The organism is Hyphomonas sp., assembly GCF_965284475.1.
Lineage (GTDB): Bacteria > Pseudomonadota > Alphaproteobacteria > Caulobacterales > Hyphomonadaceae > Hyphomonas.
Map to the genome: position 1 here is coordinate 60,602 of NZ_OZ260087.1, position 23,786 is coordinate 84,387.

Consider the following 23,786-nt stretch of genomic DNA (forward strand, 5'->3'; position numbering starts at 1 on the left):
CACGGGCCGCTTAAATGTTTTCGCGAACAGGCGCTGGCTTCTCGTGCTCATTTGCTGATACGCAACGGCTTGGCGGAATCACGAGGAAGGCGCTCGTGCCACGGCCGTCCTGGCTATCAAGCAGCACATCGCCATCATGCTGCCGCGCCAGTTTCCGACTGACAGTCAAGCCGAGACCAACGCCTCGCCCATCCTTCATTTCATTCGTGCGCGAACTCTGGAAGAAAGGCTCGAACGCCTGTTCGACGTCGCTCTTCGTCATGCCAAGGCCGCGATCCCGCACCATCAGCAGAATACCGCGTCCGACGATCCGCGACACTTTCACGGTAATAGAGGATGCAGAGCCATGCTCGAACGCGTTCGTTACCAGGTTCTGGACGATCCGCTCCAGTGCAGTGCGATCATAATAGACATTGGGAAGCCCGGGTTCGATACTGATCTGGAGTGGCACGTCGGCATATCCAGGTGAGGCGAGGCGGACCCGGCTGACGGCACTATTGACGATTTCCGCCAGCTCCACGACCTCTTCCTCGGCCGTAACCGTTTCGCGGTTCAGCTTTGAAAAGCTGATGATCTGATCGATGATTCCGCCAAGATAAGAAGCGTGTTTTCGAATCTGATCGGCATAGCCACGGAATTCACGCTCGTCGAACGGTATGTTGGAATCACTGCCCATCAAACCTGAACACCCGACGATCACGTCGAGCGGCACTTTAAGCTCGCGGCTCATGGAGTTCAGGAAGCGGGTTTTGGCCGCATCAGCAGTTTCCGCTTCTTCCTTCGCAACTTCAAGATCGCGCTTACTTTGCTCGAGGCTTGTCACGTCGGTGTGCAAAATGACGTGCCCACCGTTCGGAACGGTTTCAACCGATTTCTGCCAATACCGGTCACCGGCTCGTGGCAACCGACGCGATCCCGTACTCAGGTCGCTTTCCGTGCCCGTGAAGTAGGCTTTGTGCAGGTCGTTTTGGACGAGCACGTTTCCCTTAGCATCGAGATACGCAAATGCCTGCCCGCTGGCATTCAGAGCGCCAATGAGAATCTCGTGCGACTCCATCGCCCTGATCCGCGATTCAACGTTGGATACAAATGTCATGTACGTCCGCTTCATGCCGAAATACACGGCGAACGTAAAAACCAGCACCATGACTGAAATCACGAGACTCGACTTTGCCGAGGATATTGCAGCGTATAGGAGCAGCATGAAAACGGCTGTAGCGGAATATCGCATCACGACTCTGGGCACAGACGGCAGGAGTGCCGACATGCCTGCAATCATCGGCAGGATCAGCAATGCGGCATAGATCACCGCCATATACTCATCGCCATTGATGAAGAAAGGCAACGAACCCCAAGCGCCCCCAAACGCATAAGCGAGCCATTCGGAACGGCGCAAATACCGGCCGCTAACAGCCGTCGGGCGCGACAGGCCACGCTTGAGGAGCGCGTCGATGAGAAGCACGATGGCGAGTGCCCAATTGAGGAACAGCCAGTAACGCATCGACGTATCCGCCACGCTGCTCTCGATCAACACGGTGGTCGCAGTCGAATTGATCAGCATGACGGCCGCCATCGTGGCCGCGTGGCTCGCGAAAGCCAGGTGCTGCTCCAGCAAGACAACCCGATCCACCGCAGTCGTGTTTGGGTGCTTGCGCTGTAGCAAGTACTTCAGGAACGAATTCTGTGACCCAGTCGTCGGCATAAGGGCTGAATACCGCCATAAGATGAAAATGAGCCTTGTCACCAAAGGCTAACTTTATGAGAGTGGCGATGATTTCGTTAATAATTAGAGTTCATGAAGCCGATATTGAAAAATACGGATCGATACAGAATAGCAGTTATCGGTGCGGGGCCTGCAGGCCTCAGCGCGGCGCGTTTCTTACAGGAGCAAGGCGTACGGCCGGTCGTCTTCGAGGCGAATGACCGCATCGGCGGCAAGTCATTCTCCATCCTTAACGGCGACAATCTGAACGAAATGGGAACGTGCTACACTACCCGCGCGCACACCATGATCAAAGGCTGGATGAAAGAAAACGCCATCACGCTAAAGCGGCTTGGCGAGGCGCGTTTCGATGGGCAATCCGTCTTTAATTATGTCAAGCAGGGGCCTGGCGCTCCCCTGCCCCTCCAGGTGATGCGCTTCATTGGCAAGGCAGGCGCGCTTCGCAAGGCTATTCGCGACCATCCGGATGATCCTGCGACCATGAAAGAAGCCTCCCTGTCAACGATCGACTGGGTGCGCCGCCTCAACATCCCCAAAATCGAACTGGCAATGCATCGAATCCAGACGACTCAGGGCTACGGCTATGTCGACGAAGCCACGATCGGCCAGACGGTCCAATGGTGCGACCTTCAATACCTGCTCTCCGGCGTCCTCAATGACCTGCATATGCCCGAGCAGGGCTGGAGCACGTTCTGGGAGCGGTTTGCGCGCCCGTTTGACGTCCGGCTTGGCGCCGGGGTGACCGGATTGGACCGCACCGGACCGAAACCGGTGATTTACACGCGCGACACAGAAGAGGCCTTTGACGCAGTCATTTCAACAATTCCAATGCAATTGTTCACTGGCATCACCCAGGCCAGCGAGCTTGAGCAGCGCGTTGCCGACAGCATCAGCTGGAAGAATTACACGACGACGCTGATTGCATCCAATGACTGGTTCACAGGGCATCAGGTGATCGGATACTCAAGAGCCTCCAGGAGTAGTGAACTCCGCGGGGCAATACTCGGCGGACGGGCAGAGGGCGAAAGTTTCGATCTCGGCGGGCGGCTTTACGTGACCGGACAATTTTCTGACGGCCTCACGCCAGACGAATTGCGCGAAATCCTGTTTGCCGACGCCGCATTGCACGGCTTCACAATCAACAACGTAATCCTTCAGAAAACATGGCAATATTTCCCGCAATATCGGGCCGAAGCCGTCGGATCCGGCCTGTTTGGCGATCTGCGACGCGTTCAGGGTCACAATAGCACCTGGTTCAGCGGGTCGACATTTTCCCACGAGCTGGTCTCAAGCGTGGTTTCGCGCAGTCAGACCGTCGTTCAGGACATGCTGGCTTCCCTGAAAGACAAAGAGATGGAGCTTGCCTGACCATCAAACGGCAGGCCGGCATGAGCGCTCGATTATCTGAAGAAAACAACGCCTGGCAGGGGCAGTAGGACTCGAACCTACGACACCCGGTTTTGGAGACCGGTACTCTACCAACTGAGCTATACCCCTACAGGCGAAGCGGTGGTTTGCCCCAAATGCTTGCGGGCTGCAAGACAGAAGGTTCAGACAAACATCAAAAGCTGGAGCCGTTTGGCCCCCTCACCCTGCCCTGACAAAAAAGGCCGCTTCCTTTTGGAAGCGGCCTTTGTCTTTGGGTTGCTGTTTCCAGCTTACTTCTTGATGGCCGAGACGACGCCGGCGCCGACGGTGCGGCCGCCTTCGCGGATGGCGAAGCGCAGGCCCTGGTCCATGGCGATCGGCTGGATCAGCTCGACATCCATTTTCACGTTATCGCCTGGCAGAACCATTTCCTTGTCGGCCGGCAGCGTCACAACACCCGTCACGTCGGTCGTGCGGAAGTAGAACTGCGGACGATAGTTGGTGAAGAATGGCGTGTGACGGCCACCCTCTTCCTTCGTCAGGATGTAGGCTTCGGCTTCGAACGTCGTGTGCGGCGTGATCGAACCTGGCTTGCAGAGAACCTGGCCGCGCTCGACGCCTTCACGGTCAACACCGCGAAGCAGCGCGCCGATATTGTCGCCAGCCTGGCCCTGGTCGAGCAGCTTGCGGAACATTTCAACGCCGGTACAGGTCGTCTTAACCGTCGGGCGGATGCCGACAATCTCGATTTCCTCACCCACCTTGATGATGCCCTGCTCGACACGGCCGGTCACAACCGTGCCACGGCCAGAAATCGAGAACACGTCTTCGACCGGCATCAGGAACGGCTTGTCCAGCGGACGCTCTGGCGTCGGGATATAGTCATCCACAGCCTGCATCAGCTCAAGCACCTTGTCCTTGCCGATCGCATCATCACGGCCTTCGACAGCCGCCAGCGCGGAACCCGCGATGATCGGAATGTCGTCGCCAGGGAAGTCGTACGAGGACAGAAGTTCACGCACTTCCATCTCGACCAGTTCCAGAAGCTCGGCATCATCAACCTGGTCAACCTTGTTCAGAAAGACAACCATGGCCGGCACGCCAACCTGCTTGGCCAGCAGGATGTGCTCGCGCGTCTGCGGCATCGGGCCGTCAGCTGCGTTCACAACCAGGATCGCGCCGTCCATCTGGGCCGCACCGGTGATCATGTTCTTCACATAGTCAGCGTGGCCCGGGCAGTCGACATGCGCATAGTGACGGTTCTCCGTCTCGTATTCAACGTGCGCCGTGTTGATCGTGATGCCACGCGCCTTCTCTTCCGGCGCAGAGTCAATATCAGCATACGATTTGGCTTCGCCACCCGATGCCGCCGCAAGCGTCATCGAAATCGCCGCCGTCAGCGTCGTCTTGCCATGGTCAACGTGTCCAATCGTGCCGATGTTCACGTGCGGCTTGTTGCGTTCAAACTTTGCCTTGCCCATCGGGCCTCTCCTTAATGTGTCTGGTGTCCGGCCCGCCGGACGAGGTTTGATATCCAAATAGCAGGCAGACTGCCCGTTAAACGCGCCTCATACCCATGTGTGGCACGGGTTTCAAGCGGGCATTTGTATGCCGACTGTGCGAGGTCACGCGGCTTGCCTTCGAGACCCAACGCCGGATATGCCATGAACCAGTTCATTCACCGAGGGACGTTTTATGGTTGTTGACCTTTCCGCGCACGCTCAGCGGGTTCGCACAAGCCCTCTGGCAGAGATAGCGGCGAAACGCGCCGGTTTATGTACCTTGTCTGCGGCTGGCTGGCGCATCGATATGGCGCGCCACTACCTCGACGCTGAATCAGAAACCGCGCTTATCGAATTCGGCCGCGCCATCGATCTCGAATCGACGGCGGAAGCGCTGTTCGGATCGGCTATCGTCAATCCGTCCGAGGGGCGTCCCGCCCTGCATTGGGCGCTCCGGGCACCATCACCCCTCTCCGGAGAGGCTGAGACGGTCAGGCGAAGCATACTGCCTGCCCTGCAATTCGCCCGTGACGTGCGTTCAGGCAAACAGACGACCGCCAACGGCAAACACTTCACCTCCATCGTTCATATTGGAATCGGTGGATCCGATTTCGGGCCACGCCTCATCGCGGACGCATTCGAAGATTCCGCGCCTGCGGGAATAGATCTTCGCTTCTGCGCCAATGTCGATCCGCTGGATCTCGACCGTGCACTGGCAGGCCTCAATCCCGAAGAGACACTCGTTATCGGCGTATCCAAGTCGTTCGGAACCGAAGAAACCCTTTACAATCTGGCGCGTGCACGCAAATGGCTGGAGCGTACCTTGGGCAACGATACCGCTCGCCACCTGGCTCTTGTGACTGCAGCCCCGGAGAAGGCGAAAGCCTGGCTGGGCGGACGCGACGCTCATGTGTTCGACATGCCGCTATCGGTCGGCGGACGCTTTTCACTCTGGTCCGCCGCATCTCTCGCCTGCATGATCTACCTGACCGCCGACATCTTCGAACGCGTTCTGGCGGGCGCCGAGGAAATGGACAGGCACGCTCGCGAGACACCGCTGAACAGCAATGTCCCAATGCGTCTTGCTCTGCTCGACTACTGGAACACCTCTGTCCTGGGTGACAGGATGCGCGTTATTCTGGCCTATGCAAACCGCCTGAGACTACTCCCAACCTATCTGCAGCAGCTCGAAATGGAATCGAACGGCAAGAGCGTCGGCCCGGACGGCGCGCAGGTGCCCGTGGCCACAGCCCCTGCCCTGTGGGGTGGAGAGGGCTCGGTTGGCCAGCATTCCTATCATCAGTGGCTGCACCAAGGCTCTCAATCTGTACCGTGCGAGTTCATACTCGCGCCGGACACCGGGCGTGATTCCGAAGGCCTGGCTGCGCTAACGGCACACGCCCTCGCCCAGGCCGAAGTCCTCGCCAATGGCCGCAACCTTGCCGAGGTCATGAAAGAAGAACCCGGCCTAGAGGACAGTGTCGCGCGCCAGAAGGTCCATGCCGGAGGACGCGCTTCGACATTCATGATGCACACCGCGTTTGGACCCGAAGCATTTGGAGCGCTTGTCGCCATGTACGAACATCGCACCTATTTCGTCGGCAAGCTTTGGGGCCTTAATCCCTTCGACCAGTGGGGCGTCGAACGTGGCAAGACCATGGCGGCGCGTTTGAAGCCAGTTCTGACGGGCGATGCGTCCGCCACCGATCCCGTGACGGCCTCCTTGATCGCAGCTCTGCGCTGACATGCCGCCAAGCCGGATCCTGCGTGAAAAGGCTGTCGGGGAGACGCGATGGGTCGCCCTTGACGCAACAGATCGTCCCATCGCCCTCCGGCTGGACAGATGGAGCGATCAGGGGGCGCGCGCGCAACTTGGCACCATCACTGAATGCAGAATTCGGGCGATCCACGAACGCCAGGGAGGCGCTTTTGTCGAACTCGCTTATGGACCGGAGGCCTTCTTGCGCCTTGCTGAGGGACATCGGCTGACAGAGGGCCAAAGCATTGCCGTCAAAATTGCTGCGGAAGCCCGGCGCGGAAAGCTCGCCCGCGTGCAGTTGATTGATGCTGCCCCTGAAAAGGGACAGGCTAAAGCCAGCGCAGCAGACCTGTGGCTTTCACGCCTTTCCCATGGGGCGAGCGTGACACCGGAAGATGTGCCTGTCGGCGACCCGAATATTCAGGCTGCATTCGACGAGGCGCTTTCTGAAACCGTAACATTGCACGGCGGTGGCACGCTCCGTATCCAGCCCACAGCCGCGATTGTCGCTGTAGACCTCGATACATCAGGCCGCAGCGACACCGGCCGTGCAGCGGCCCGCGCGCTTCGCATAAACCTCGAAGCCGGTCGTGAACTCGCCCGCCAGCTCAGCCTTCGTAATCTCGGCGGCGCCGCCGTGCTGGATTGCGTGTCGCCGATAAACCGCGACGCAGGCCTCAAGGTGCGCGATGAATTCCTCGCAGCTTTTTCTACCGTTTCAACACGGCAGGCCAAGGCACTCGCTCCGTCTCCTTTCGGCCTGATGGAAGCATCGATTGCCTGGGGAGAAACACCGATTGCAGACCGGATGCTGGATTCAGACGGCTTGCCGAGCGACGAAACCCTGTGTCTGGACGGGCTTCGCCACCTGCAGCGCGAAGCTCTCGCGCAACCCATGGCGCGTTTTCAGGTGAACCTCCCCGAACGCGCACATGCGTGGATGACAGGATGCGGTCTTGACCTTCAGCCCCGCCTTGACGAGGCTTTCGGTGCCAGATTGGCAATATCACCCCACGCCAAGCCCCAGCCTGAAGTGTTCCAGATATGAGCAAGCCGATTTCACCTGAGAAACGCATGCCAAAGTGCGCCCAGTGCCGTAAGAAACCCGTTTCGCCAGACTATCGGCCTTTCTGCTCGAAGCGATGCGCTGATGTTGACCTGGGCCAATGGCTGAAGGGCGGATATGCCATCCCCGGCGCACCCGTTGAATTGGACGAGAACGTCGACAGTGGACGCACGCTGGAAGACTTCGCAGGTGATGACTGAAAACGCGATAGACAAGCGTGCCTGCCTTGGTTATTACCCGCCTTCCCTACTGGCCCGCCCGGGTAGCTCAGGGGTAGAGCAGCGGATTGAAAATCCGCGTGTCGGTGGTTCGATTCCGCCCCCGGGCACCATTTCACCACCGTGCTGGAAACCGTTCGCCCCCCTATCGGGCCAACCAACTGCCTTAAAATCGGGCAGTCCCAACATTATTCGCACGTCCGACGCCGCAGAACGGAACCGGCTAAAGGTTCGTGAGTACCCTTGCCAAGTGCTCATATGAACAAACCGCGTCCACATTCGTCCCGTCGCCTCGTCGCCGTCTCCAATCGCACGTCGTTTGGCAGCCCCGGCGCTGGCGGGCTCGCCGTAGCCCTGTCGGACACGCTGGCCGAAACAGGCGGCCTGTGGATCGGCTGGAGCGGCAAGATCTTTGACGTGCCCAGGCGGCGCGTGAATTTGACCGAGGAAGGTGGCGTGTCCTTCGCCCTGATCGACATGTCTAAGGCAGATTATGAGGGATTCTATCTGGGCTACGCCAACAGCGTCCTTTGGCCAGTCATGCACAATCGACTGGACCTGGCCGTATTCGACAGTGAGTATTTTGCCGCCTACGTCGCCATCAATCAACGATTCGCCCAGGCCATCGCAAACCAGACGACCCCTGACGATATAATCTGGGTCCAGGACTACCATTTCTTCCTGCTTGCGAAACAGCTGAAAGAGCAAAATTGCCCGCGACAAACCGGGTTTTTCCTTCATATTCCGTTTCCCGCGCCAGAAGTCTTCCGTTCTATCCCTGACCACAGGTTGCTGGGAGAAGGCCTGTGCGCCTACGATGTCGTCGGCCTTCAAAGCCCGCACGATTGCAAGAATTTCTCCCGCTACATGCAGGAGGAGCTGGGCGCCGAGCAGGTCAGCGAAGAACGCTACAGGATCGGCGACCACACACTCACGTTGCGGCTTTGTCCGATTGGAATTGACGCAGAAGGATTCAGTCAGAGCGCCACCAGCGACACAGCTGAAAACGCGGCTCAAAAACTCGCGAAATTCCTTGGCGACCGACATCTAATCATCGGTGTCGACCGGATGGATTATTCAAAAGGCCTGCCTCAGCGGTTCGAAGGTATGGCAACGCTTTTCGACAAATATCCAATTCTCCATGGCACCATATCATTCACCCAGATTGCGCCGCCATCCCGTTCTGTCGTCGAGGAATACGCCCAACTGCGACAGCAACTCGACGAATTGTCAGGCCGCATAAATGGTGATTATGGCGATCTCGACTGGATACCGATCCGTTACCTGGCACGCGGCTATGAGCGGGATGAACTTGCCGGGCTTTACCGACTGGCGCGAGTGGGGCTCGTCACGCCACTGCAGGATGGGATGAATCTCGTCGCTAAGGAGTATATTGCGGCGCAGGATCCGGAAGACCCCGGCGTGCTGGTGCTCTCTCAGTTTGCAGGCGCGGCCGAGCAGATGAAGGAGGCCCTCATCATCAATCCTCATGATCGGGACGCTGTCGCCGATGCCGTACTCACGGCGCTGAACATGCCGCTCGCAGAGCGAAAAAGGCGCTGGCGCGCCCTGTATGACGGCATTTGCCGTCAGGATATCACCTGGTGGCGTGGACACTTCCTCGCTGCGTTTGACTCAGACCCGGCCGGTATCTAGTGCAGGTCATGCCCTGTACTCCTCAACGAACCTTTGCGCTCTCGGCGCAGGACGCCGTCTTTCTCGACTTCGACGGAACGCTCGCGCACCTTCAGGATGATGCGAAATCTGTCTGCCTTGCAGATGGCATGGCCTTGGTATTAGAGGCCTGCGCCAATCGCTTGAGCGGCGCGCTTGCCATCATTTCCGGACGTGATGCCGATGACCTCGCCAAGCGGGTGCCGCAAGCGATCTGGCGCTTCGGCAACCATGGCCTGCGCGCGCTGGCTCCGGGCGAACATTCTGGTAACCGCATAGCGGCCGCACCAAAAGACCTGATCGACACATTCTCCAATATTGCGAACCGGCATCCCGGCGTTCACGTAGAACCGAAAGGGCCGGTGCTTGCCGTGCATTACCGCGCTGCGCCTTCAGTCGAATCGGCGCTTGGCACCGCCCTGAGACAGGTCATCGACGCTTTCCCGGACTATAGTCTGCAACATGGAAAGATGGTCTACGAAGCCAAGCCTGCCGCAGCCAACAAGGGCGCCTGCCTGCTGAAAGCGATTCAGACGGAACCCTTCGCAGGGCGTCGCCCGGTGATGATCGGAGACGACACCACTGATGAGGACGCGTTTATCGCTGCCCAGAGCGCTGGCGGTATTGCGGTCAAGATCGGTGAAGGCAAAACGGCCGCGCGCCATCACATGCCGGCGGTAGATGACGTGCACGCACTATTGAGGGAGTTTGCAACCGAATGAGCACATTGGATATGGGCATTGTCGGCAACGGAACCATTGCCGGTCTGGTCAGCGCTGAGGGTGACTATCAGTGGCTTTGCCTGCCGCGCTTTGATGGTGAGCCCGTCTTCAATCAGCTATTGGGCGGTTCCGGCACTTTCAGTGTCTGGATTGACGGGCTGAAATCCCGGTCACAATCCTATGATGCCAATACCGCCATTCTCCGCACACGTCTGGAGGCAGAAGATGGCGCCATACTTGAAATCGTCGATTTCGCACCCCGGTTCGAAAACCGGGGCCGTGTATTTCGCCCGGTATCAATCGTGCGCCGATTCCATGTTGTCTCCGGCACGCCCCGCGTCCGGATCACACTGACGCCCCAGACTGACTGGGGCGCGCGGCAACTGCCTTCGGTACGCGGCGTCAATCATATCCGCTTTACCGACGGCGAACTTGCGTTCCGGGTCACCACGGATGCGCCTGTTTCCTACGTCCTGTCCGGCACAAGCTTCCTCCTCGAGCATGATGTCTCTTTTATCCTCGGTGCGGATGAGTCACTCACCGATACGGTCGATGTCATCACGCTCGACTGGGAAGAACGCACGCGGAAATACTGGTCAAAATGGTCGCGCAACCTCGCCGTACCGTTTGAATGGCAGGAAGCCACCATTCGTGCCGCCATTACGCTGAAACTCTGTGTGTTCGAGGAAACCGGCGGCATTGTCGCTGCGCTTACAACCTCTGTTCCCGAACACGAAGGGTCAGAGCGAAACTGGGACTACCGCTTCTGCTGGATCCGTGATGCCTATTTCACGGTGTCTGCCTTGAACCGCCTGTCGGCCATGGGCACGCTGGAACATTACATGCGCTGGGTTCGCAACATCGTCGCCCAGTCACGCGGCGGACACATTCAGCCAGTCTATGGCATTGGTCTTGAGGCCGACCTCACTGAAGAGATCGCCATGCACCTGCCCGGTTATCGCGGGATGGGCCCGGTCCGCCGCGGCAACCAGGCAGCTGAACATGTCCAGCATGACGTCTATGGCCAGGTCGTTCTTGGCGTGGCGCAATCCTTCTTTGATCATCGCCTGCTTTCGCCGCCAGGCATTGCCGAGTTTCGCCAGCTCGAACCTGTCGGTGAACGCGCCTTCGCCGTGCACGACACACCGGATGCCGGCATCTGGGAATTCCGGACGATTGCAAACGTGCACACGTCATCTGCGATCATGTGTTGGGCCGCTTGCGACCGCCTGTCAAAAATCGCCGCGCATCTTGGCCTGCCGGATCGGGCAACGTATTGGTCGGAGCGCGCCGCGATCATCCACCAGACGATTGTTGAAAAGGCGTGGAATCCCGACATTGGCGCCTTCACGGCCGCCTTTGGCGGCGGCGAACTCGACGCATCGGTGCTGCTCATGGCCGAAATTGGGTTCCTGCCTGCAGGTGACGCGCGCTACATCGCAACCGTCGATGCAATCGATAAGACCCTTCGCGAAGGAAACCACGTCTATCGCTACAAGACCGAAGACGATTTCGGACGTCCGAAGACTGCCTTCACCGCCTGCACATTCTGGCATATCGATGCCTTGTTTCGCGTTGGCCGCGCAGACGAGGCTCGCGAAATGTTCGAATCTGTCCTCGCCAGTCGCAACCATGTGGGCCTGCTTTCGGAAGATGTTGATCCCGCCACAGGCGACCTCTGGGGCAACTTTCCGCAAACCTATTGCATGGTTGGCATCATAAATTCGGCAGCCCTGCTCAGCAAACCCTGGACGTCCGTCATCTAGATTCAGGCAGCAGGAACAGGCGTTCCAGATCGCGCGGCCGACGCGTCGAGCACGCCCGGAACGTCCCATTTCCCCTCGGGGCGGATCATGACCATGGGATCCGTCGCAGGCTTTAACGCCTGCGGATGTTCGGGTAGAGGAATTTCGATCTCAAGATAATCGAAATCCGAGAATGAGAAATGTGGGCGCCCTTCAGCCTGCTTGCACCGGAACGTGCGCGACCAGACCGGCCATAGTCGCGACTGGATCTGCGCGATCATCAACCGGTAACCTTTTCGCGTCGCCAGTTCGAATGCCTCAGCCAGTATCACCTGCAGCGCCGGGCGGCCCCTCTCATTGCGCAGCAGAACAACGCGCTCCAGTTTGGCAAAGCCAGCAAACCATCTCATCCTGAGTGAACCGACCGCATTTTCACCGTCAAAAACGAGAAAGTGAGTGGCACACAGGTCATTACCGTCAAACTCCTCCGTGTACGGGCACGCCTGCTCAGCCATGAAAACCGCCGCACGGATGGATACCATCTTCTGGAAGTCCTCAAGGGTCCGCACTGGCCGCGCTGTGTAATGCTCAAACGCTCCGGCGGGAACGGCGCGACACAATACCGACTCTCCAATCAAGGGCCGGCTGGTCACGCCAACTCCCCTGAAACAGGTGTGAGCGCTTCCTGGACAAAGAGGTCTGCAAGGCCGCCTTTACAGGGCTTGAAGCCCAGGCCTTTCATGGATCGCCGTCCATCCTCGGTCGCGCCGCGCGCAAAGCATGGATAGGCACTGAACAGTTCCACACGCATGACAGCCGCCGCCGTCATCACGTTTCGGCGCGCCTCACGCGTCGCACCGGCATAAACGCCGATATAGAACGCCGCGCATCCCTCACCATTGGCACACAGATGTGCCGGATCAGGGCTCGCCGGATTGTAGGATCCATCCCTCACCGCCGCCTCACCCTTCTGAGACAGGGGCAAGGTCAGGAAAATGCCTTCGACGGGGTCTCCGGTCACCCACGCCGTCATCGCCGTGATCCGATCCATTTCGGCGACAGCGTCGGGAGAGGCAATCTTTGAAGACATCAGAGACTCGGCGAGCGAAATCCCCTGTTCGAGCTCCGAACGGGTCGCCCGGCGAAAGCCGAATTCCGCGCCCTTCTCAGCCACGCGCACCACGTCGATCAGGCCATAACCTGAAGAACTATTTCTGATTGTATTCATATTCATTTACCACTACAGGCGTACTTGAGTGATGCCACAGGCGTTGCAGTGTGGCTTTACCGACAGATGAAACGGGGGATTACACCCGTGAAAGGGGACGCACGTGCTGAACGAGACATTTGACTGGGATCGCATGCGGATTTTCCGCGCCGTCGCCGAACTGGGCAGCATGTCTGCCGCGGCCGAAAAACTGGGTGGATCAGTCCCCACAATCAGCCGGCGCATCAGCGAGCTTGAACACGCCCTCCGAACGGAGCTCCTGAAGCGATCCACCAGGGGGATTGACCTGACTGAGGCAGGCCGCCTTCTGCTGCGTCACGCCAATCTCATGGCTGATATTGTCTCTGCAGCGCATGATGACGTCTCAGATACCGATACGCCTGATACAGGCCCGGTTCATATCGTGACATGCGATGCACTTGGCCCCTATTGGCTCGCGCCGCGGCAGCCGGAATTTAAGATCCGTCATCCCGGCGTGGAGCTGACCCTCTCGGCCACAGATCGTGTTCCGGACCTGCTCGACAATGAAGCAGATATTGCGATCCAGTATGAACCGCCCACACGCAGCGAGCTCATCTGCCGCCGCCTGGGCGTCGTTCACTATCTTTGTTTCGCGTCACAGGACTATCTCGATCAAAATGGCGTTGCCACTAGCCTGTCTGACTTTCATGAACACCGGTACTTACTGCACGAAGGCTATACTCATCAGTCAAAAAGCTGGGCAAACGGCGCCGAGCTGGCGAGACAGCTGATCCCGTTTTCGCTGGTCACCAATTGCACGGCCACACTTATCTCATCTTGTCTGGCTGGCGGCGGTGTCGCCGTACTCCCGTCCTATATTTCGACTGCTTATCCGGCACTTATCCCCTTGCCCCTTCCGGCCATGGCATCGATCCAGTTCTGGCTCAGCTATTCCGAACGCATCCGGCGCCTCGGTCGAGGCCAGGTCGCCATCGAATGGTTGCGCCAAGCCTTCGATCCATCAAGATCCGACTGGTTTCGCCAAACCCTCGTACGACCATAAACAACAGGAAGCATCAGTTTCGAGACACCAATACGCCGACGAAGGCGCATAATGCGAAGAATTTCACTCCGGTTTTCCTATTCCCGCGCACGGTCTTTCCCGCTAGGTCTGGGACATCGTCGCACAACAGGAATCTGCCAATGCCGAGCGAACTCGATCATCTCAAGGCCCTCGAGCAACGCCTGCTCTGGCTGTCGGCCTGGACCGTCCACAATGCGAACCACCTGCGCGACAAGCGCGACGATGATGTAAAGGTCGGCGGTCATCAGGCTTCCTGCGCCTCCATGGTCTCGATCATGACCGCGCTCTATTTCCACACACTGCGCCCGGAAGATCGTGTCGCCGTCAAACCGCATGCCGCACCGGTCTACCACGCCATGCACTACCTGATGGGCAATCAGACACTTGAGAAGCTCCAGAACTTTCGCGGCTATGGCGGCGCGCAGTCCTATCCCAGCCGCACCAAGGACATTGACGATGTGGACTTTTCCACAGGCTCGGTCGGCCTCGGCGTTGCGGAAACCGCCTTCGCATCGATCGTGCAAGACTATCTCGAAGCCAAGCCATGGGCCGCACACCGGACGCTCGGCCGGATGGTCGCGCTGGTGGGCGACGCCGAACTCGACGAAGGCAACGTCTACGAGTGCCTGCAGGAAGGCTGGAAGCACGACCTGCGCAATACATGGTGGATCATCGACTATAACCGCCAGAGCCTCGACGGCGTCGTGCACGAAGGACTCTGGGAAAAGGTCGAAGCCATCTTCAAGGCATTCGGCTGGCGCACCGTCGTGCTGCGCCATGGCGCGCTGCAGCGTGCGGCGTTCGCAGAGGCCGGTGGCGAGGCGCTGAGGGAATGGATCCAGTCCTGTCCGAATACTGACTATTCCGCCTTGACCTATCAGGGTGGCGCCTCCTGGCGCAAACGGCTGATGGATGATCTCGGCGACCAGGGAGACGTCACCGCCCTCCTCTCGAAACGGAGTGATGATGAACTGAGTGCGCTAATGAACAATCTCGGCGGCCAGTGCATCGAGACCCTGACAGAGGCCTTTGACTCCATCACCGATGATACGCCCACCGTCTTCCTCGCTTACACGATTAAGGGCTGGGGCACGCCGCTCGCCGGTCACAAGGACAATCATGCCGGCCTGATGAACAAGGCCCAGATGGCCGACTTCCAGGCCAGGATGGGAATCGCCGAAGGCGAGGAATGGGCCCCCATGGCAGGCGCCGAAGACCCGGATGCCCTCAACGCCTTCCTGCGGAGCGTTCGGTTCTTCGAAGGCGGCCCCCGCCGCTTCATTGCGCCCCGGGTCGCCAGTTCCGGACCGATTTTTCTCGACGATGATGTCCAGTCCACGCAAGCTGGTTTCGGCAAGATCCTGGATGCCCTCGCCAAGTCGAAATCCGAACTCGCCGACCGCATCGTCACGACATCGCCGGATGTCACCGTCTCGACCAATCTTGGCCCCTGGGTGAACCGGCGATCCCTTTTCGCCCGCGAGGCCAAGGGAGACACGTTCCGCGACCAGCAGATCCCGTCGACGCAAAAATGGCAGTTCTCCCCGACCGGCCAGCATATCGAACTCGGCATTGCCGAAATGAACCTCTTCCTGCTACTCGGCGCGGCGGGCCTGTCGCATTCCCTGTTCGGCGAGCGCCTTATCCCCATCGGCACGGTCTACGACCCCTTCATCGCCCGCGGCCTCGATGCGCTGAACTATGCCTGCTACCAGGATGCGCGTTTCATCATCGTCGGCACGCCCTCGGGGGTCACGCTCGCCCCCGAGGGCGGCGCTCACCAGTCAATCGGCGCACAGCTCATCGGCATGAGCCAGGACGGCCTCGTCTCGTTCGAGCCCGCATTCCTCGACGAACTTTCAATCATCATGGACTGGTCGTTCGACTATCTCCAGCGCGATGGTGACGGAGACCCTGACGAGCGCACCTGGCTGCGCGACGAGACGGGCGGTTCAGTCTATCTGCGCCTCACCACGCGCCAGCTGGAACAGGTCCGGTGGTCTGATCGCGGCGACGACACCTTCCGGCAGGGCGTTATTGACGGCGGTTACTGGCTGCGCAAGCCCGGCCCGAATTGTGAGATCGTGATCGCCTATCAGGGCTGCGTCGCGCCCGAAGCCATCAAGGCCGCCGGGCGCATCGGCAATAATCGCCGCGATATCGGTGTCCTTGCTGTCACCTCTGCAGACCGCCTCAATTCAGGCTGGACCGCAGCCCGCCGAGCCAGAGTCCGCGGCAACAAGGGCGCAAAAAGCCAGATCGAACGCCTGATGGAACTGGTGCCCCGCGACTGCACGCTCATCACCGTCACCGATGGTCACCCCGCCACGCTCGCCTGGATCGGCGGCGTGAAAGGCCACGCGACGACGCCGCTCGGTGTCGAACATTTCGGCCAGACCGGCACGATTCGCGACCTCTACCGCCACTTCCAGATCGATGCCGAAGCCATTGTCTCGGCGGCGAGCCACCTGTCGCCCGGCAAGGTCATCTGATCAGGCCGTTTCAAGCCATCCCTGCAGGCGCGCCGCATCGCTGCGGCATTGTTCCGGGCTGCCGAAGAGCTGCCTGTTCACGCCGATCCGTTTGAACCAGTAATGCAGGCCGACAAGGTCCGTGAACCCCATTCCGCCATGCACTTCTGTCGCTGTCCGCGCGATGAACGTGCCGGCTTCGGCGAGGTGCGACTTCGCCAGTGTCGCCATGACCAGTCCTTCCGGCTCGCGAGTATCCAGCGCATGCGCCGCATGCCAGATCAGCGCCCGTGACGGCTCCAGCCGCGCAGCCATCTCGGCGCACATGTGCTTTACAGCCTGGAACGAACCAATCACGCGCCCGAATTGCTGGCGCTCGCCCGCATAGGCCACTGCCTTGTCCAACATGGCCTGCGCCGCGCCCAGTGTATCGGCCGCCACCAGCAGCCGCGCCGCTGCCAGCACTTCATCGTCACGTTTCAGCGTCATTTCGCTCGTCTGACCACCAAAGCGCACTTCCGAGAAAATCCGCGTCCGGTCGATTGTGTGCATCACCGCAAGCTCCGGCGTCTCCACGACATGAAGTACGCCGCTGATATCTGCAGCCAGCAAATGCGTCGATCCCTCTGCAGACAGCGCCAGCAGCGAGGTGCCCGAAAGCTTGTCTTTTTCCACCGTCACGCCGGCTCCATCGCGGCGCGATGACAGCTCGGTCATAGCCAGCCCCATCCTGGTCTCGCCCGAAGCGATCCCCGGCAGGTACTCTTCCCCGGCAAACCGCATGGCATGCGCGGCCACGGTCGTCGCCATGAACCGGCTAGGCGCAATCGCATAGCCGAGCGCTTCCTGCACAACACAGGCATCCAACAGGCCGAGGCCCAGCCCGCCATGGTCTTCAGAGACGTGAAGCCCGGCGAGCCCAAGTTCATCCAGCCCCGATGCCAGTACGGCACCAGATGCTTCATCCCCGACCGCGATCTTGCGAATGGTATCGAGCGATGCGGCATCCTTCAGGAAGCCGTTCAGACTGTCCTGCAACATGCGCTGGTCTTCAGAGAGCGCAAATTCCATCGGTCTTCTCCTCTCAGGCCTTGGCCGGTTTGGGTTCGCGCGGCAGGCCAAGGCCCCGTTCCGCGATGATATTCTTCTGGATTTGCGCCGTGCCCCCGCCAATGATCAGGCCAAGGTCGTACATGTAGCGCGCCTGCCACGCGCCATCGGCCCTCAAATGCTCGCCCTGCTCGTACATCACGCCCAGCTCGCCCAGCGCATCAATCGCCAGCCGCGCAATCTCGTGGTTGAGTTCGCACCCCATCAGCTTCACGATGAGACCCGCGAGGCCTGCACTCTCCCTCTTGAGGCTATGAGTCGTGATCCGAAGTCCGTTCGCCTGCATCGCATAGACTTCACCTTGCAATTTCAACAAACGGTCGCGCAGTAGCGGATTGTCGATCAGGCGCTCGCCATTCACCCTCTCCCGCTTCATCATCTCGACCAGCTCGACAAGGCGTGCCTTGGTCGCGTTCGGGTCACCCAGCATGCCCCGCTCGTGGGTCAGGGTCGCATTGGCGACCTGCCAGCCCTTGTTGGCCTCGAACACGATCCCGCTCTTGGGTACGCGCACATCGGTGAAGAACACCTCATTGAAATTCGCCGTGCCGGTCATGTCGACCAGTGGCCGCACCTCGATGCCAGGCGTGTCCATCGGGAACAGGATGTAGGAAATACCAAGGTGCTTCTTGGCGCCAGGGTCCGTCCGCACAAGGCAGAAGATCATGTCAGCCTGCTTGGCGGTCGATGTCCAGATCTTGCTGCCATTGATCACGTAATCATCGCCGTCTTCCACTGCCGCTGTACGCAGCGCCGCAAGGTCCGATCCCGCACCCGGCTCCGAATAGCCCTGGCACCAGATCATTTCGCCGTGCAAAGTTGGCCGAATATAAGCCGCCTTCTGCTGCGGCGTGCCGAGTTCCAGCAATGTCGGCACAAGCATTGAAATGCCTTGATTGGACATCGCACGCGGAAGGCCCGACCGGGCGAATTCCTCGGCAATGATACGCGACTTCAGGATATCGGGCTCAGCGCCATACCCACCATACTCGGTCGGAATGGTGCGTGCCGCGAGGCCTTTTTCGATCAAAAGCTTCTGCCAGGCCAGCCGCCTGGGATTCTTCATCCCCTTGTCGTCACTGGTCGGCGCGAGGTGCGCATTTGCGGCAAGAATGTCGGCCACTTCCTGGCGGAAGGCCTCATATTCCGGGCTGAATGTTAGATCCATGGTCGCGAAGCTCCCTGATTTTTTCGGGACACTGGCAGCCCTTCCCTTGCGGCTGCCAAGAGGAGTTTGGCGCTTTCGCGTCTTTCTGCTTGCTGAACGCAGCGTAAGCCACCCTAGTGTCAGTCAAACCAATATGGAGGACCGCCCCAATGTCAGTCGAATATGAAACCCGAGGCCATCTCGCGATCATCACGCTCAACCGTCCGGAAGCCCGCAACGCCATCAACGGCGTCATGGCCACCGGGATCGAGAGCGCACTTGACCGTTTCGAAGACGATCCGGAAATCTGGGTTGCCATCCTTACCGCCAATGGCAAGGCATTCTGCGCGGGAGCAGACCTGAAAGAAATCAACGCCGGAAATGGCGGCAAGCTTGGCACCGAAAAAGGCGGCTTTGCGGGCATCGTGAAGCGTGAGCGCACCAAGCCGCTCATCGCAGCCATCACCGGCAGCGCACTTGCTGGCGGCACCGAGATTGCGCTCTCCTGCGACATGATCGTGTGCGCCGACACCACGAATTTCGGCCTGCCGGAAGTCAAACGCTCGCTCGCTGCCGCTGCGGGTGGCCTGTTCCGCCTGCCCCGCGTCATCGGCATGCCGACAGCGCTCGAAGTGATCCTGACAGGTGACCCGCTGCCCTCGCAGCGCGCCTACGAACTCGGTATGGTCAACAAGGTCGTCCCCGAAGCGGACGTCATGGACGAAGCCACGAAACTGGCTGACCGCATCATCGCAAATGCGCCACTGGCCGTTCAGGCCAGCCGCAAGGTCGCGGCAGCCGCTCTGACCGACAATGACGAAAACCTCTGGCGTGCCAGCGGCAAGGCCTTTGCCGGCCTTGTCGGAACGGAAGACTTCAAGGAGGGCCCGCTTGCGTTTATCGAAAAGCGTGCGCCGGTCTGGAAAGGCAAATAGCCTAGTCCTCTCGCACGACACGTGCCTTTCCGCGGCCGAGGGCCAGCGCCTTGATCGCGCCGCGGAAAGTCTGCACTTCCTGCTCGGTCCAGTCCGCCCGGATGAGGGCTGCACGCAGATTGTCCTTCATCAGGGGCGTTTTTGCCGGCGGAAAGAAATACCCGGCCCGTTCCAGCTCTGTCTCGAAATGTTCGAACATCCGGAACACATCATCGCGCGCTGCGGGCGGTGATCCTTCCGTGTCGGCGTCCGCTGGCGCCCCGACGGGTGTGACATGGCTCTGCGAAGGATAATCAGCCGGGTTTTCCGCTGCATTGAGCTTGCCCCACTCGTGCGCAAACACGCAAACCGCCTGCGCGAGGTTCAGGCTCTTGAATTCGGGATTTACCGGATAGGTCATCAGAAGATCAGCCAGGGCCACCGCCTCGTTCGGCAGGCCCGACTTTTCCCCCCCGAACATCACGGCTGCAACACCCTTCCCGGCCACAGACCGCCCATGCGCAGCCTTCGCCGCCCCCACCGCATCCGTCACGCGCTTCTCGATGCCCCGCAACCGCGCCGTCGCTGCGATCAGGTAAGTCACACCCTCCAGCGCGCCCTGCAGTGTTTCATGCACACTCACAGTCACGCCCGCGTCGAACGCTCCCGCTGACATCGTTTCTGCGGCCGGATTTGGCCAGCCATCGCGCGGGGAAACCAGGCGCAGGTCCGTGAGGCCAAAATTGCGCATCACACGCGCCGCAGCGCCAATATTTTCGCCAAGTTGCGGGGAATGAAGGATGACGCAGGGTCTGCGCTGTTCTGACATGGTGGAACCTGTTTTGACGCGGGCAGCCGCTCTGCTATAGCGCAGTCCAATAGCTTCAACCGCAAGGATTACAAAACATGGCTAAGATCAAGGTCAAGAACCCGATTGTCGAAATGGACGGGGACGAGATGACCCGCATTATCTGGCAACTCATCAAGGACAAGCTGATCCATCCCTACCTGGATGTCGATCTGAAGTATTATGACCTGTCGATCCAGAAGCGCGACGAGACTGATGACCAGATCACCGTCGACGCGGCTGAAGCCACCAAGAAATACGGCGTTGCAGTCAAGTGTGCCACGATCACACCTGACGAACAGCGTGTTGAAGAGTTCAAGCTCAAGAAGATGTGGCGCAGCCCAAACGGCACGATCCGCAACATTCTTGGCGGCGTCGTTTTTCGCGAGCCGATCGTTATCTCCAACGTCCCGCGCCTTGTTCCTGGCTGGACAAAGCCAGTCGTCATTGGCCGCCACGCCTTCGGCGACCAGTACAAGGCCACTGACTTTCTTGTGCCCGGCAAGGGCAAGTTGACCATGACCTGGGTCGGCGAGAATGGCGAAAAGATCGAAAAGGAAGTCTTCGACTTTCCCGAAGCCGGTATTGCCATGGGCATGTACAACCTCGACCAGTCGATCCGCGACTTCGCCCGCGCCAGCTTCAACTACGGCCTCCAGCGCAAGTGGCCCGTCTACCTGTCGACCAAGAACACGATCCTCAAGGCCTATGACGGCCGCTTCAAGGACCTGTTCCAGGAAATTTTTGACACGGAATTTGCGGACAAGTTCAAAGCGTTCGGCGGCACGTATGAGCATCGCCTGATCGACGACATGGTGGCAGCGGCGATGAAATGGTCGGGTGGCTATGTCTGGGCCTGTAAGAACTATGACGGCGACGTGCAGTCCGACACCGTTGCCCAGGGCTACGGCTCGCTGGGCCTGATGACATCGGTTCTGATGACGCCCGATGGCAACACGGTCGAAGCCGAAGCCGCTCACGGCACTGTCACGCGCCACTACCGCAACCACCAGAAGGGCGAAGCCACCTCGACGAACTCGATCGCCTCGATCTATGCCTGGACGCAAGGCCTGAGCCATCGTGGCCGCATGGATGGCACACCTGACGTTCAGGCATTTGCTCAGACTCTGGAGCAGACCATCGTGAAGACAGTGGAGGCCGGTTACATGACAAAGGATCTCGCACTCCTCGTGGGTCCCGATCAGGAATGGCTGACGACCGAAGGCTTTATCGAGAAAGTCTCGGAAAACCTGAAAGCGGAAATGGCGAAGTCCTAGGCGTCTCGCCTAATGCGCAAAAAAACCCCGGCACTCGACTGTGCCGGGGTTTTCTTTTTCTGGCCTACGCCTGCGAACATCAGTCTAGATCACCCCGCCAACCAGATGGCCAATCCCTGCCGTCAGTGCCATGGCCAGTGCGCCCCAGAATGTCACCCGCAGGGTTGGCCGCCATATGCTGGCCCCGCCTGCCTTCGCCCCCACAGCGCCGAGCAAGGCCAGGAACACAAGCGACGCTGCCGCTTCGACAGGTACAAGCATACCGAGCGGCACCAGCCAGATCAGTGACAGAGGCAAGGCTGCACCGACGGCGAAAGAAATTGCGGATGATATTGCGGCCTGTACCGGCTGTGCCACGCTCAGATCGGTTATGCCGAGTTCGTCGCGTGCATGCGCTCTCAGCGGATCGTCCGCCATCAACTGGCTCGCAACCTCCTTGGCCGTCTCCGGATTCAGGCCTCTCGCCTCATATATGTCGGCCAGTTCCGCATGCTCTGCTTCTGGCAAGTCGATCAGTTCCTGTCGCTCTTTGGCGAGCTCTGCCTGTTCGGCATCGGACTGCGAACTGACTGACACGTATTCACCCGCTGCCATCGACATGGCTCCGGCAACCAGCGCGGCAATACCTGCAACAGCAATCTCGCCCTGGCCGGCAGAGGCCGAAGCCACCCCGATGATCAGGCTGGCCGTGGATACGATGCCGTCATTCGCTCCCAACACGGCAGCCCGCATCCAGCCGATCCGGGACAACCGATGATGTTCATGATGAAAATGAGACCGAGCCATACGAGTCCTCGTTGAAGGCGACTTCCTGCACGGTCAAGCGCAAGAGACAACCGCAGAATGCGTCAGATTCCGTATTAATCGACCTGGTTCACCGAAACACCCAGGGATTCTACGGTACTGACAGTCAGGTGGCCCACAGGGAGTCCATTGGCGCGTTGGTAGTCTTCCATCGCCTTGCGCGTCTCCGGTCCAAAATCGCCGTCTGCCGGAACGGTGTAACCTTTTTCGTTCAGCGCCTGCTGCACCGCCTGTATCGTCTCCGGAGAGGCATTTGTGTCACACAGGCTCTCTCGCCGCTCAACGCTGCCTCCGCCCGTCACCACGCGCTTCTCGACAGTGCGGTATGTTGCTGGAATGACAATCGTCTCTTCCTGCGCCGGCCTAACCACTCTCTGCAGGGTGATGGTTTCGTACACTGCCGGAACTTCCTCCTCCACAACCCGGGCAGGCGACTCCACGATTTGCCGGGATATCGTCCGGTATCGCGCTGGAATGACCTTCGTCTCCGCTCGCTCCGGGTTCACCAAGCGTGTGCGTGTGACGTCCTCATACTGCGCGGGCACCTCCACCCGCCCCAGTGGTTCCCCGGTCGACACAGCAGATCCGGCCTCTTCACCCTCATCCGGGATATTTCCGCCATGGAAACCTGCCCCCGGCTTCCAGGTCGTATAAGCAGGCCTAACGAGCACCTTCTCTGTATATGTCTCGAAACTGGCAGGAATGATTCTGGTCTCGATACGCTCCGGTTCCTCCAGAATCTGTTCGGTTTGTGTGATGAATTGCGCCGGAATCACCGTGTAGGCCTTGGAGGCTTCCGTGACCAACACCTCTTGTGTGTAAGTCTCGAATACCGCCGGAATGAATTTCACCTCGGTTCGCTCGGGTTCATCAATCATCTGTTCCGTTACGATCTCGGTCGTTTCAGGGACCAATACGCGCGCGAAGCAGGAACCGGCATCCGACGCGGGTGGGTGGGCCTCACCCTCCTGCGCAAGGACGCACCCGGAAAGCGCGATGGCTGCGATCGAAGCGATAATCAACTTGCTCATACTTCATTCCCCTGGCCGCGGTCAGCCTCCCCGCGTCAATCATGCATCTTCACCGTGTTTAAACCAGCGCCAGGCCACCGACCAGACCGTTCAGCCCCTGCAGGATTTGATTCGTGTGGCCCGCTGGCACTGGCA

General features: G+C 59.5%; 20 protein-coding genes and 2 tRNA genes. 12 read left to right on the forward strand and 10 right to left on the reverse strand.

Going from position 1 to position 23,786, the window contains the following annotated elements; all coding sequences use genetic code 11:
* Positions 1–10: 10 nt before the first annotated feature.
* Entirely contained in the window at positions 11–1,663 is a 1,653-nt protein-coding gene (locus ACQ66M_RS00290) for a sensor histidine kinase (protein ID WP_430401253.1), read from the reverse strand.
* Between the two features lie 144 nt (positions 1,664–1,807).
* On the opposite strand from ACQ66M_RS00290, the gene ACQ66M_RS00295 reads away from it, so the two are divergent.
* Positions 1,808–3,091 carry an FAD-dependent oxidoreductase gene (locus tag ACQ66M_RS00295; protein ID WP_350172547.1) on the forward strand — a complete coding sequence of 428 codons (1,284 nt, stop codon included), beginning with the start codon at positions 1,808–1,810 and terminating at the stop codon, positions 3,089–3,091.
* Positions 3,092–3,144: 53 nt separating this feature from the next.
* Here ACQ66M_RS00295 and ACQ66M_RS00300 read toward each other — a convergent pair.
* Both ACQ66M_RS00300 and tuf read right to left on the reverse strand, forming a co-directional pair.
* Positions 3,145–3,220 (reverse strand) — tRNA-Trp (locus tag ACQ66M_RS00300).
* A gap of 161 nt (positions 3,221–3,381) precedes the next feature.
* Complete coding sequence (gene tuf, locus ACQ66M_RS00305) at positions 3,382–4,572, reverse strand: elongation factor Tu (protein ID WP_430401255.1); 1,191 nt, start codon at positions 4,570–4,572, stop codon at positions 3,382–3,384.
* A gap of 214 nt (positions 4,573–4,786) precedes the next feature.
* Here tuf and pgi point away from each other — a divergent pair, with 214 nt between their 5' ends.
* From pgi to ACQ66M_RS00340, 7 genes are all read left to right on the forward strand, one after another.
* Complete coding sequence (gene pgi, locus ACQ66M_RS00310; protein WP_430401257.1) at positions 4,787–6,337, forward strand: glucose-6-phosphate isomerase; 1,551 nt, start codon at positions 4,787–4,789, stop codon at positions 6,335–6,337.
* A 1-nt stretch (position 6,338) separates the two neighbouring features.
* On the forward strand, positions 6,339–7,400 hold the full coding sequence (locus ACQ66M_RS00315) for a ribonuclease E/G (protein ID WP_430401259.1): 1,062 nt from the start codon (positions 6,339–6,341) through the stop codon (positions 7,398–7,400).
* A complete protein-coding gene (locus ACQ66M_RS00320) occupies positions 7,397–7,618 on the forward strand; it encodes a DNA gyrase inhibitor YacG (protein WP_430401261.1) in 222 nt (73 codons plus the stop codon). Before ACQ66M_RS00315 ends, ACQ66M_RS00320 begins: the two co-directional genes overlap by 4 nt.
* Before the next feature lie 56 nt (positions 7,619–7,674).
* A tRNA-Phe gene (locus ACQ66M_RS00325) sits at positions 7,675–7,749 on the forward strand.
* Between the two features lie 145 nt (positions 7,750–7,894).
* A complete protein-coding gene (locus tag ACQ66M_RS00330) occupies positions 7,895–9,292 on the forward strand; it encodes an alpha,alpha-trehalose-phosphate synthase (UDP-forming) (RefSeq protein WP_430401263.1) in 1,398 nt (465 codons plus the stop codon).
* Positions 9,293–9,300: 8 nt separating this feature from the next.
* Complete coding sequence (gene otsB / locus ACQ66M_RS00335; protein ID WP_430401265.1) at positions 9,301–10,032, forward strand: trehalose-phosphatase; 732 nt, start codon at positions 9,301–9,303, stop codon at positions 10,030–10,032.
* A complete protein-coding gene (locus ACQ66M_RS00340) occupies positions 10,029–11,798 on the forward strand; it encodes a glycoside hydrolase family 15 protein (RefSeq protein ID WP_430401267.1) in 1,770 nt (589 codons plus the stop codon). Before otsB ends, ACQ66M_RS00340 begins: the two co-directional genes overlap by 4 nt.
* Before the next feature lie 2 nt (positions 11,799–11,800).
* On the opposite strand, the gene ACQ66M_RS00345 is transcribed toward ACQ66M_RS00340, so the two are convergent.
* Positions 11,801–12,430 carry a GNAT family N-acetyltransferase gene (locus ACQ66M_RS00345; protein WP_430401269.1) on the reverse strand — a complete coding sequence of 210 codons (630 nt, stop codon included), beginning with the start codon at positions 12,428–12,430 and terminating at the stop codon, positions 11,801–11,803.
* A complete protein-coding gene (locus ACQ66M_RS00350) occupies positions 12,427–13,005 on the reverse strand; it encodes a hypothetical protein (protein WP_430401271.1) in 579 nt (192 codons plus the stop codon). Before ACQ66M_RS00350 ends, ACQ66M_RS00345 begins: the two co-directional genes overlap by 4 nt.
* Positions 13,006–13,108: 103 nt before the next feature.
* Here ACQ66M_RS00350 and ACQ66M_RS00355 point away from each other — a divergent pair, with 103 nt between their 5' ends.
* Positions 13,109–14,029, forward strand: a complete 921-nt coding sequence (locus ACQ66M_RS00355; RefSeq protein WP_430401273.1) for a LysR family transcriptional regulator — start codon at positions 13,109–13,111, stop codon at positions 14,027–14,029.
* A 140-nt stretch (positions 14,030–14,169) separates the two neighbouring features.
* Complete coding sequence (locus ACQ66M_RS00360) at positions 14,170–16,542, forward strand: transketolase (protein ID WP_430401275.1); 2,373 nt, start codon at positions 14,170–14,172, stop codon at positions 16,540–16,542.
* Here ACQ66M_RS00360 and ACQ66M_RS00365 read toward each other — a convergent pair whose 3' ends face one another.
* Positions 16,543–17,592, reverse strand: a complete 1,050-nt coding sequence (locus tag ACQ66M_RS00365; RefSeq protein ID WP_430401277.1) for an acyl-CoA dehydrogenase family protein — start codon at positions 17,590–17,592, stop codon at positions 16,543–16,545.
* Positions 17,593–17,605: 13 nt separating this feature from the next.
* A complete protein-coding gene (locus tag ACQ66M_RS00370; protein ID WP_430401279.1) occupies positions 17,606–18,799 on the reverse strand; it encodes an acyl-CoA dehydrogenase family protein in 1,194 nt (397 codons plus the stop codon).
* 149 nt (positions 18,800–18,948) lie between these two features.
* On the opposite strand from ACQ66M_RS00370, the gene ACQ66M_RS00375 reads away from it, so the two are divergent.
* Entirely contained in the window at positions 18,949–19,713 is a 765-nt protein-coding gene (locus ACQ66M_RS00375; protein WP_350170973.1) for a crotonase/enoyl-CoA hydratase family protein, read from the forward strand.
* Position 19,714: 1 nt separating this feature from the next.
* Here the strand turns inward: ACQ66M_RS00375 and ACQ66M_RS00380 are convergent, their stop codons facing one another.
* Complete coding sequence (locus tag ACQ66M_RS00380) at positions 19,715–20,521, reverse strand: RNA methyltransferase (protein ID WP_430401281.1); 807 nt, start codon at positions 20,519–20,521, stop codon at positions 19,715–19,717.
* Between the two features lie 77 nt (positions 20,522–20,598).
* On the opposite strand from ACQ66M_RS00380, the gene ACQ66M_RS00385 reads away from it, so the two are divergent.
* The gene (locus ACQ66M_RS00385; RefSeq protein WP_430401283.1) at positions 20,599–21,816 is read left to right on the forward strand and encodes an NADP-dependent isocitrate dehydrogenase; all 1,218 of its coding nucleotides are present in this window, start codon (positions 20,599–20,601) and stop codon (positions 21,814–21,816) included.
* Positions 21,817–21,900: 84 nt separating this feature from the next.
* Here the strand turns inward: ACQ66M_RS00385 and ACQ66M_RS00390 are convergent, their stop codons facing one another.
* Together ACQ66M_RS00390 and ACQ66M_RS00395 are read right to left on the reverse strand one after the other, a co-directional pair.
* Positions 21,901–22,602 carry a VIT1/CCC1 transporter family protein gene (locus tag ACQ66M_RS00390; protein ID WP_430401285.1) on the reverse strand — a complete coding sequence of 234 codons (702 nt, stop codon included), beginning with the start codon at positions 22,600–22,602 and terminating at the stop codon, positions 21,901–21,903.
* 74 nt (positions 22,603–22,676) lie between these two features.
* A complete protein-coding gene (locus ACQ66M_RS00395) occupies positions 22,677–23,651 on the reverse strand; it encodes a peptidoglycan-binding domain-containing protein (protein ID WP_430401287.1) in 975 nt (324 codons plus the stop codon).
* Positions 23,652–23,786 lie beyond the last annotated feature (135 nt).